This is a genomic window from Nostoc linckia z4, from assembly GCF_002608075.1.
Classification (GTDB): Bacteria; Cyanobacteriota; Cyanobacteriia; order Cyanobacteriales; family Nostocaceae; genus Nostoc; species Nostoc linckia.
In genome coordinates this window covers 1-11156 of the sequence record NZ_LAHA01000112.1, presented here as the reverse complement: position 1 = coordinate 11156, position 11156 = coordinate 1, and the positions used below count along the sequence as shown (strand labels likewise).

The following is an 11156-nucleotide window of genomic DNA, read 5'->3' as shown; positions in this document are numbered from 1 at the left end:
TATGGTTCAAAGTCGCTCTACTCCATCTATCCGCATTCAATTAACGCCAATGCAAATTCCTGAAGCTTTACCTGTGGGGGGTTTAACCTTTGCCAATCAGGAAAGCGTTGATGCAGCAGGACGTAGTTTACTTTTGCATCCTGGACACCCAAGTGAAATGATTGTCCAAGTGCAAAACTTAGAACAGCGACCATTGCAGGTAAATTTCAGGATTGAGGGAAATTTTCCCAGTGAGTGGTGTCAAATTGGTACGGAAGGTAGTGAGATTCCACCGCGCGGACAAATGGACGCAGTGTTGTACTTTTCTATTCCAGAAACATTTTTTGAAGACCAACAAGCCATAGCCCCAGGAAAAACAGACAAACTAACTCTGAATTTTCGTAGCTTAGTTACTTTACACATCGACCAAGGTACAGACAACGAACAAATCTACAGAAGCGAATATTTTGATTTATATATCCGTCCCTACACTGCCTACATGGAATTCTTGCCTATTTTGTATCGTGAAGTAGACTTTATTGGTCGCTTTATGAAAATATTTGAGCAAGCTTTTCAACCAATAATTGACAGTTATAACGTCATGTGGGCAAACCTCGACCCCCTGACAGCACCCCAAGCACTCCTACCCTTTATGGCTCATTGGGTTGCTTGGCAAGTAGATTCTGTTTGGGATCTCCAGCAACAGCGCCGTTTAATTCGTCGTGCAGTAGAACTTTATCGCTGGCGAGGAACTCGTAAAGGATTGCGTCTTTATTTACATCTTTATACAGGCTTACCATTAGACGAACATTTACCCAATGAAGCAGATAAACATATTAGTATTACCGAACCTTTTGGCCCAGCTTTCATTATCGGAGACGCACAACTGGGAAGTGCAGTTTTAGCCGGTGGACAACCATATCATTTTGTAGTTCGTTTGCGTTCTCACATTTCCAGTGGCATTATCAACGAACAACTGATTCAAAAAATCATCGAACAAGAAAAACCAGCTTTCTGTACCTACGAATTAACCATTGAAAATCAACGAAATTAAAAAATTCAGAATTCAGAATTCAGAATTCAGAATTCTGAATCAATGAGCGTAAAGAGGCATAAAAAATTAAAGATAAGTTAGCCTTCAACATAATACACCCTACTACCGTGACAAGACTAAAATAGTGCATTACTAAACTCTTGTAGGGTGGGCATCTTGCCCGCCCGGACGGGTAAGGACACCCATCCCACAATAAAATCTATTGCAACATTTAAAACTTGTCACGCCACTACCTCTAATTTAAAATTGCAAATGAGATGGCTAGTATTTTTTTAAATTTACATAACAAACTTATAATCTAAAATTCTTCAATCCAAAATCCAAAATCTAAAATCCAAAATCCCCATGTCTCACCCCTTCCCACCCCCACCAATTAAATCCTTTGAACGCCTACAAGCCGCAGACGGATTACTAATTAATGCCGAACGCTGGCGAGCAGCTCACGATTATCATCGGCTGCGGCAAAATGCCCAATATCAAAGTTTAAATCAACCAGGAATTGTCTGCGGTTTGGGTGTGCGAGATATACCCGCACCCAGCCAAGTAGAAGCTAGATATCGAGATGGACGTTGGGTACAAATTCAACCAGGTATCGCCATTGATTTAGCAGGTAATTTAATTGTTGTACCCACTTCCTATGATTTTCCCATTGATATAGAAGTAGCAACTTCAGAACCAATCACAATTTATTTAGTAGTTAGCTATGTAGATCCTGATGAATTGCGACGCGCACAGCAAAGAGATATTGTGCAAGAAACCTATCGAATTGACCAAAGAAATTCAACGCCAATCAGTTCAGAAATTGAAATATGTCGCATTCTCCTACAACCAGGACATACTGACATTACCCAACCTGCGGATGCTTTTTTCCCTGGCTATAACAACATTGATTTGCGTTATCGCCGCCAAGCACAAATGCGTCCCCAAGCACTGGTAAGCATTGCCCAGACAACTCATAGCGATCCTGAATGTGCGCGTAATTTTTTCAATCTTTCATACTTATTACAAGCAGTAGAATCCTTATATCCCAGCTTGCGGGGAGCAGATGAACCAGGTCAAGTTTCTTTATCAGAAAATGTCCAAGATTATGACCTACTTTATCTCACTGGCGAGCAAGCTTTATCTTTAAATAGTCTCGAATTTGAATCCTTGAAAAATTACCTAAATTTAGGTGGCGTACTTTTAGTTGATGCACCAACAAATGCTAATGCTTTAATTGACAGTACTCAAGCATTAGCACAACAATTAGAGAGTCCTTTAAGACCATTAGAAGAATTACAACGCAGTCATCCTTTAAGAACAAAACCTTTCTTATTTGCGGCGCTGCCATTGGTGAATCAACAGCAGATTAAACTTTTAATGGGTGGAGGAATTATTTTAGTAATTGGTGATTTAGCAACTGCTTGGGGATTAGATAGAGATTTGAGTTTACCCAGATTAACCATTCGTATAGCTCAAGAACTGGGAATTAATATTCTTCATTATGCTTGGAAGCGCCGACAGTTAATTGGTTTACAACGAGAAGATAATTCTGGACAGTGGTGAATAGACCTAGCTTAAAAATAGGGCATTGGGCATTGGGCATTGGGCATAGGGCATTGGGCATTGGGCATTGGGCATTGGGCATGAGAAGATTGATTTTTTTCCCCTTCAGGGGCCCCCCTTTTCCCGCCTTCTCTTAGAAGTCTAGAAGGAAGTAATCCCAAAACTTTGGTAAAAAACTACGGTTCTCAAATTAGACAAGGTTTTGATTAAAATTTCTTTGCGTCACCCTAAATCATAAGTCTTTAAACGGACATGATATAAGTCCTGTCATCAATTAATTTAGCCAAAATCCGCCTATTTTTCCATCTTTGAGGCTAAGTCTAGCTAATATATCATCGCCACTATCTTTAAATGTCAGTTTCCATAAATAAACTTGATAACCTTGCTGATTCAGATTTCCTAAGAAAACTAATGAATACCCTTTTTTGAGGCGAGGAGCTAACTGTCCACTAACTTGTGTAAATGTTTGCTTTGTAACCGCTTCTTTGAAAGCAGCATTTCCTTGAGATATAAACTGATTGTAATTGTTTTGTTCAACAGCATTGATCAGACTTATGAAAGTTTTTTGCACAGACTGTTCTGGTTGATTACTCTGAGTTTGTTTTACTTGCTTGTTCGCAGGTTGCACGTTGTTTGCTACAGCTAAAGTCAAAGGTGACATGGTAATAACTGCTGCAACTATAAATGCCATCTTATTCATTTATTTTGTTTTCCTTATTGAAAACTTATTTAATTAAATATAGTCGTAAAAACATGAAACAAGGGATAAATAAGTAGAGTGACTTGAAGAAGCATCAGAATTGGTGAATTGGTGAATCAATTGTGTATTTATACTTAGAACAATGCAAATAAACAGAACAACTCAAACCTTCTACCCTTTTGCTTCCTGCTCTCTGCCTCCTACCCCTGCCTCCTGCCTTTTGATAACGAAATTTTTTCACACCGACTTGCTTAAAATCCAAAATAGCCTGACTTGTGAATTATGAGTTTTTCTTCAGACTATTTCAGTAGCATCGAAATGCACAAGAAGAAGATTTGACCTGAAAAAAATCTTTCATAACTCGTTTAAGGGAACTAAACTTAACCCACCTGATGGCTTGATTAACTTCTACCCACTGGCGTTTTCTTTTAGTTGCTTCTGGATAATCTTCACTCAGGATATCCACTGGCAATAAATACATTTTTACCCGGTAGGCTTTACCTTGTTTGCGGTATTTATAAGTGCCCACTTCGTTGGCGTCCACTTGTCCAATCACCCCTGCTTCTTCCCAAGCTTCTTTGGCTGCTGAATCGGGTGGACTCATTCCTGATGGAATATCTCCTTTGGGAATTACCCAGTGTTGATGATTACGAGTTGTAATCAACAAGATTTCGATTTTACCATTGTTAACTCTATAGGGAATAACTCCAGATTGTGTAAAAACTTTGCTAATTTTTCGACCCATGCAACTTACATCCTGTAGTGTCTAATTGTTTTGTACAATGTTTATTTCAGAAAGTCGAGAGTTGATACCGGGTAATTTTTGATTTATTCTTTGTTGATAAATTTCTTTTTACCATCTCCGTACAGCCCTTATAAATTTCCTCTGTAGTCACTTTCTTTTACGTTTCTTGACTACTTTTGAGCCGAGCAATGTCACGCAAGGGTGGTGCGCCAAACAACCGACTGTATTCACGGCTAAACTGTGAGGGACTTTCGTAACCTACATGATGACTGGCTGTTGCCGCATCCATGCCCTCTCCTAGCATTAACCGACGGGCTTGTTGGAGCCGGAGTTGCTTTTGATATTGTAAAGGACTCATGGCAGTGACAGATTTAAAGTGATGATGAAGAGATGACGGACTCATGCAGGCTTCACGAGCGATCGCTTCAATCCGAAATGGCTTTTCATAATTCCATTTGAGCCAGTTAATCGCCTTACCGATTCCCTGAAGCCGTTTATCGGCTAAAGCAATCTGTCGCAATCGCCCACTTTGTTCGCCTGATAGCAACCGATAGAGAATTTCTTTTACAATCAAAGGCGCGAGGATGGCAATATCTTCGGGAGTTTCCAACAACCTTAGAAGTCGGATCGCTGCATCCAATAGTTGGGGAGTAACAGGACTCAAAGACAAACCAGGCTCTGGTTGTTGGTTTACAGTAGTGTCTAGTTTTGCCTCCATCATCAGTGTACCGAGTTCTCCAGGATCTAAATCTAGCCGTAGGCATAGATACGGAACAGTTGGCGTTGCTTCAATCACCTGACCCACCACAGGCAAATCGATGGACACCACCAAACATCGATCTTGACCATAAACATACAAATTTTCCCCCAACATCACCTGCTTCTTGCCCTGAGCAACGATGCATAAAGTAGGCTCATGCAGAGCATGGAGAGGCGCAGTTGGTTGTGAGCAACGGATTAAAAACAACCGCTCGATGGCTGTGGCATGGATACCATCTGTTTTACTGTTCTGTGCAATCAAAGCAGCAAACTCTAACTGCTGCTTTGTAATTGTCTGTTCCATAATCTCTCTAGAAATCTTTTATCACAGTATCATTCAAGGCAATTCCAATATATTCAGCCGCCTGTGTCAGTCTCTCCTTTGAGTATAGGCAATGAAAAGAATGCAGGATTAGGCAAGAATTCAGCAGGTTTGGATTACCGCACCAGGTTTTAACTCTCTTAAATTAAGAGTGTGCCGGACAATCAATCCAAGTTCAGCGCAATATCAAACTATTAGGGAACTCCAAAAAATAAATTATTGCGGTTAAAGCATTGACTGTTGACGGTTCACAGTTAACCGTCAACAGTCAACAGTCAACAATTTTTTCCTTGCAAGTCCCTTAAATACTTCAACTAATTGATTTTATGACTACCAACCAAGAGAAAGTCGTATTAATTACAGGCGCAAGCAGCGGCATCGGTGAAGCAACAGCACGTCTACTGGCTCGCAAGGGTCTCCATGTAGTCTTGGGCGCAAGGCGCACCGAGCGATTGGAAAGCCTCGTGGCTGCTATCCGCTCCGAGGGCGGCTCAGCAGAATACCAGAGTCTCGATGTCACTAATCGTGCTAACTTCCAAGCCTTTGTGGAATTTGCAAAAAGCAAATTTGGCCACGTTGATGTCATCGTCAACAATGCCGGCGTTATGCCACTCTCAAAATTAGAAGCCCTCAAAGTCGATGAATGGGATTGGATGATTGATGTCAACATTCGTGGCGTACTCAACGGTATCGCCGCCGGACTCCCAGTTATGAAACGTCAGGGATTTGGCCAGTTCGTCAACCTGTCTTCCATTGGTGGACACAACGTTTGGCCAACCTGCGCCGTTTACTCAGCCACCAAGTTCGCTGTGCTGGCGATTTCCGAGGGACTGCGCCAGGAAAACACCGACATTCGTGTGACAGTGATTTCACCGGGTGTAACTGAGTCCGAACTAGCAGATAGTATTACTGATACCGAAGCTGCTCAAGGAATGGAGGAATTCCGGAGAGTAGCACTTCCCGCTGAAGCCATAGCCAAAGCCATCGCCTTTTCCATCGACCAACCAGACGACGTAGATGTGAATGAGATTATTGTGCGTCCCACAGCTAGCCCGTATTAAAACTCAAATAAGTTGACTGGTGACTGATGACTGGGGAGTGGGGAGTGGGTGAGCGAAAAAAGGTGTGGGGAGTGTGGGGAGTGTGGGGAGTGTGGGAAGTGTGGAGGGTAATTTTTTGGATACTTAGCTAGAAATCCCACACAAAATTTCGTTCACCCGTGGGGAGTTATTATTCTCCTTGTCTCCCTCATCTCCCTTGTCTCCCTCATCCCCCCACCTCCCCATCACCCCTTCGTTCGCTCGTGAATCGGTATGATAATGGTAAATTCAGTTCCCTCACCCGGTGTAGAACTGACTTCTAAAGTACCGCCATGTTTTTCTACGATAATTTGATGGGCGATCGCTAGACCCAAACCCGTACCTTTACCAACACATTTGGTAGTAAATAAATGGTCAAAGATTTTTTGTTTGACTGATTCATTCATCCCCTGACCATTATCGGCAATGGCTATTTTGACATTTCGATCTACCACTGAAGTTGTAATTGTAATTTGGTTAGGATTAAGTTTAATTTCCTCAAAATTACGTCCTTGATTTGCTTCTTCTAAGGCATCAATGGCATTAGCCAAGATGTTCATAAATACCTGATTTAATTGACCCGGAAAACATTCAATTTGTGGTAAGCTACCATAGTTGACGGTGACTTCAATGGCAGGACGTTGTTCGTTTCCTTTGAGACGATGTTTTAAAATTAAAATCGTGCTATCTAGACCTTCGTGAATATTGAAACGTACTTTGTAATCTCGATCTGCACGGGAGAAAGTTCTTAAACTAGTGCTGATATTTTTCAAGCGATCGCACGCTATAGTCATGGAATCAATCATCTTTGGTAAGTCTGCTAAACTATAATCCAAGTCAATTTCTGCGGCATGTTCTGTAATTTCATCCCCTGGTTCTGGTAGATTTTCTTGATATAGTTTCAGATGTTCAACAATATCAGCAAGTGTGGGTTTAGCTTGTTTGAGACTAGCAGCAATAAAACCCAGAGGGTTATTCATTTCATGAGCTACCCCAGCAACCAAGTTACCCAGTGCAGACATTTTCTCGCTTTGGACGATTTGTAACTGTGCTTGTTGCAAATCTTGGATTGCTTGTTGTGCTTGTTGGTAGAGTTTGGCATTCTCTAAGGAGATGGCGGCTTGTGTGCAAAGTAAGTTCAGCAGTTCGACCCGTTCGTGGGTAAATGCTCCCGTTGTTAAGTTGTTTTCTAGATAAAGCACACCAAGGAGTTTGCCTTGATGCAAAATTGGCGTACACAGGATACTCTTTGGCTGTTGGCGTAAAATGTAAGCTTCGGTTAATAACAATGGATGCTCCATTGTATTCTCGATGGCAGTGGCTTTTAAGCTGCGTTTGACTGCGTTCACTAAACTCACAGGCACATCGTTGCTTTCTGACAGCAGTATGGACTGCAAAACCACCGCAGGTTGCCCTATTTGAGCTACTCCCTGAATACTCAGTTGATGTCCATCGAACAACATCAACACACATTTATCTGCGCCTGCGGTTGCGGTGACGATTTCTAAGAGTGCTGACAGTAGTTTGTTGAGTTGAATTTCGCTCGATAGTTGTTGAGAGGCTTTGAGGATGGCACTTAAGTCTAAAGATGTGGATACGCTAGCACCGCTTCCCGATGAGGAGGTTTGAGAAATAAATCGGTTTTCGTTTGCATACACAGTTTCATTAGGTATGTATCCTCTAGTAGACTGTTGGAGAATTGTTGTTAACAATTGCGGATAGCTTTGTTCTAATTCGGCAACTTTAGCTTTTGCACCCCAGCGAGCATAGCCATAGTAGGCGGCAATTAAATAATCTTCAGCAATGCGCTCTTTGCCCCAGTGGAGGTAAAATTTAGCAGCGAGTTCGTTAGCCATCGCTTCTTCTTGGATATATTCATTTTCCTTAGCTTTTTTGATGGCGTCATCATAAAACTCTATTGCTTGGGCTTTATTACCTTGTACTCGCTCTCGTTCTGCCTCCACTAAATAAAACTTGTGCAAAAAATTCATTGGTGCGTGGTCTGCCCATAGGCGAATTTTTTGTTGATTGTTTGTCACTCGACTTAAGATTTTTTGTTGTTCTGCATTTGGCAATGATGAATAAATTGCTAAGTGCGCCAAAGAATCATAAAAATTGAATACTAAGACGAAGATTGTTCCTTGTATTGCATCTAAATACCCTTGGGCTAGCAGTGCATTTTGACAGGCATCTTGGTATTCTCCAAATAGATAACAAAGCATCATTTTGTTCAAGTAAAACTGAAAAAATGCAGTGCGATCGCTAGCATTATCTAGTAGTTGTAAACAAGTTTCTTCATCGCAGATTTCACTATGAAAACTGCATGGATCTCCAGAGGAATTTAACAAATTGAGCACTGACTGTTGATAAATACCTAGTATATATAAAATATTTTCTTGTTTGAGTTGAGTCAAAACATCACCAATGGTTGCCATATTTTCTTGCAATCCAGTTAACTCATACCCCAATAGATATGAATTTTGGCATTTCGTTAAGGCAGCATAACCAACAAATTCTAAGTTGCCACTTTCCATGCCATTTTGATAGCTTTCCCACAAAATTGGCAATGTTTCTTTCAAATGAACTTTGCCAAAAATCGTCGAACATCCCGCCACCATAAATGCAGTTGCTTTCATCTCTGGAATATTGAAATTTTCGGCTAATTTTAAGGCTAATTTGCTGGTTTGATAAGCCAAGTCAATATCTTGAATTGTTTCATTTAAGAGAATACTGTAACAAGCGTAACCATAGCTGGAGAAAAGTGAATTGCCGTAATTGATTGATAAATTTACCAGTTTGCAAATCACTAAGGGAAAAATTTCGGGCGCGGCTTGATAGGTAGCAGTACCAATACTATTTAAGATTCTGGCAGCTGCTAATTTTTCGATATCTGTCATCAAAGGCAAGTTAATCAAATCTTCGATATTCTTGCCATTGAGATAATTTGCTATTTCAGTAATTGCTTGCTGAGTATCTGAGGAATTAGGCGATACAGGTATAGTTATCCCTACTAATTCCAAAGCTTCTATGCCAATTTTAACAGCTTGCAATTTTTTAGTTTGGGCCATTTCAGCTTGCATTTTAACAGCATAAACTTTCATTTTGTCGATGGCTGTTTTAGCTTGTTGAAGAACAATATCTGCAAATTGCTCCATCTGTTGAAAATCACCACTGAGGTAGGTGGTTTCTGTTGCTAATTCATACAGTGGTAAGGCGAGGTTATATTGTGTCTGCCAGCAAGATTCTTTTTCAGCAAGATTCAACAAAGAAATGCCTGTGATGGCATACTCCAAGGCGGCGGTGTAAGCCGTTGCAATTCTGGCTTTTTGTCCCGCTTTGAGATTGAGTCCGGCGAGTTGTATTTGCTGCAAATGTTCGATAATTAAAGATTTGCCGATGTTGAGTTGATTGACAATTTCAAACAGATTTTCTTCTTGTTCTGCTGCTGTTGTATTTTGGAGTAGCAATTGCCCAATTTTCAAATGAGTAGCTTGTTTTTGGTCATCGGGAATCAAAGAATATGCAGCTTGTTGGACGCGATCGTGCAAAAATTTATAGGTAATAGTCATTTGTTCTCTATCTTCTAATGATGACAAATGACTATTAACTAATGACTCTTGCTGATAAAATTTATAAACTTCACTTTCGGGTAAAATTAAATTTTCTTGTAATGGCTTCCACAAAGCAGCAGCGGTTTCTACCTCTGATAATTGACAAACTGTAGCTAATGTCTTTAAATCAAATTTATTGCCAATGCAAGCAGCTAACTGTAATACAAATTGAGTAAATTCAGGTAACTTTTGCAATTGCCATGTCATGAATTCCACCACATCTTCTGTCAGAGCTTGCTGATTTATCTGGGCGATGTCACATTGCCAACAGCCTGATTGTAAGTTGAACTCAATTAACCCGTCTTGGTATAATGCTTTGAGAAACTGCGTACTAAAAAACGGATTACCTTTAGTTTTTTGATATACCAATTGTGATAGTGGAAATGCTACATCTTCTGGGCACGCAAGGGTATCCGCAACTAAATGATTTAATTTCAAATGACTCAGCGATCGCAAGGTAATTGTGTGAATTTTTGCACCAGTTTTGCGAATTTCATCCAATATTAATATTAAAGGATGTGCTAGCGATACTTCATTATCTCGATAAGCTCCAATTAATAATAAATGTTCCAGATTTACTTCATTCATTAATAATTGTAAAAATTTTAAAGAAGCGGCATCTGCCCACTGCAAGTCATCCAAGAAGATTACTAGGGGATGTTCTCCACTGGCAAATATTTGAATAAATTTTGTCAATAATAAATTAAATCTATTTTGGGCAGCAGTTCCTGATAGCTCTGGTATTGGTGGTTGTTTGCCGATAATGATTTCTAATGCGGGAATAACTTCTATAATTACCTGTGCGTTTTCACCTAATTCGCCGATAATTTTATTTTTCCATTGGGCAATTTGACTATCGCTTTGTGTTAAGATTTGCTCGACTAAATTGCGAAATGCTTGGACGAAGGCTGATAAAGGAATACTGCGATTAAATTGGTCAAATTTACCTTTGATGAAATATCCTCGTTTCTTGACAATTGGTTTGTGAACTTCTTTGACAACGGCAGTTTTACCAATTCCAGAGAAACCTGCAACTAACATCAGTTCGCTACTACCAACAGCCACTCGTTCAAAGGCTGCTAGTAGTTGTTGGACTTCGTTTTCTCTGCCATATAATTTTTCTGGAATGATAAACAGGGCGAACGCATCTTATTTACTAATAAAAACTAAGAAAACGTGAGTTCGGGATAAGAAAGGGGCAAAACAGGTAGGCTGAAAGTGCTAAATTCTCATCCATCTGCTTGCCCTATGTTCACTCTAGAAGAACTATTCTGTTCTGTCGATGACTTCTGTCAAACCTTTGAACCACAGTGGGAGCGCCAACTGTTGGGTAATGGGCTGCAAAAAAGAAAGCGCGATCGC

At 40.4% G+C, this 11156-nt stretch carries 8 protein-coding genes and 1 pseudogene; 4 read left to right on the top strand and 5 right to left on the bottom strand.

The window, feature by feature from the left end:
* Together VF06_RS38105 and VF06_RS38100 are read left to right on the top strand one after the other, a co-directional pair.
* Positions 1-1033: phage tail protein (locus VF06_RS38105; protein ID WP_099073011.1), on the top strand; the 1033-nt coding region annotated here is incomplete at its 5' end.
* A gap of 345 nt (positions 1034-1378) precedes the next feature.
* On the top strand, positions 1379-2578 hold the full coding sequence (locus tag VF06_RS38100; RefSeq protein WP_099068927.1) for a DUF4159 domain-containing protein: 1200 nt from the start codon (positions 1379-1381) through the stop codon (positions 2576-2578).
* A gap of 11 nt (positions 2579-2589) precedes the next feature.
* Here VF06_RS38100 and VF06_RS40010 read toward each other — a convergent pair whose 3' ends face one another.
* The 4 genes from VF06_RS40010 to VF06_RS38085 form a co-directional block, all read right to left on the bottom strand.
* A complete protein-coding gene (locus tag VF06_RS40010; RefSeq protein ID WP_143861653.1) occupies positions 2590-2739 on the bottom strand; it encodes a histidine kinase in 150 nt (49 codons plus the stop codon).
* A 113-nt stretch (positions 2740-2852) separates the two neighbouring features.
* A complete protein-coding gene (locus VF06_RS38095; protein ID WP_099068928.1) occupies positions 2853-3278 on the bottom strand; it encodes a hypothetical protein in 426 nt (141 codons plus the stop codon).
* 304 nt (positions 3279-3582) lie between these two features.
* The gene (locus VF06_RS38090; protein WP_099068929.1) at positions 3583-4023 is read right to left on the bottom strand and encodes an NUDIX hydrolase; all 441 of its coding nucleotides are present in this window, start codon (positions 4021-4023) and stop codon (positions 3583-3585) included.
* Between the two features lie 157 nt (positions 4024-4180).
* Positions 4181-5086, bottom strand: a complete 906-nt coding sequence (locus VF06_RS38085; RefSeq protein WP_099068930.1) for an AraC family transcriptional regulator — start codon at positions 5084-5086, stop codon at positions 4181-4183.
* 344 nt (positions 5087-5430) lie between these two features.
* Between VF06_RS38085 and VF06_RS38080 the strand changes: the two genes are divergently transcribed.
* Positions 5431-6165 (top strand): SDR family oxidoreductase, encoded by a 735-nt coding sequence (locus VF06_RS38080; protein ID WP_099068931.1) that lies wholly within the window; start codon positions 5431-5433, stop codon positions 6163-6165.
* A 224-nt stretch (positions 6166-6389) separates the two neighbouring features.
* On the opposite strand, the gene VF06_RS38075 is transcribed toward VF06_RS38080, so the two are convergent.
* Positions 6390-10922 (bottom strand): trifunctional serine/threonine-protein kinase/ATP-binding protein/sensor histidine kinase, encoded by a 4533-nt coding sequence (locus VF06_RS38075; protein ID WP_257207712.1) that lies wholly within the window; start codon positions 10920-10922, stop codon positions 6390-6392.
* 120 nt (positions 10923-11042) lie between these two features.
* Between VF06_RS38075 and VF06_RS43645 the strand changes: the two are divergent.
* Positions 11043-11156, top strand: a pseudogene (locus tag VF06_RS43645) (IS982 family transposase); the annotation flags it as partial.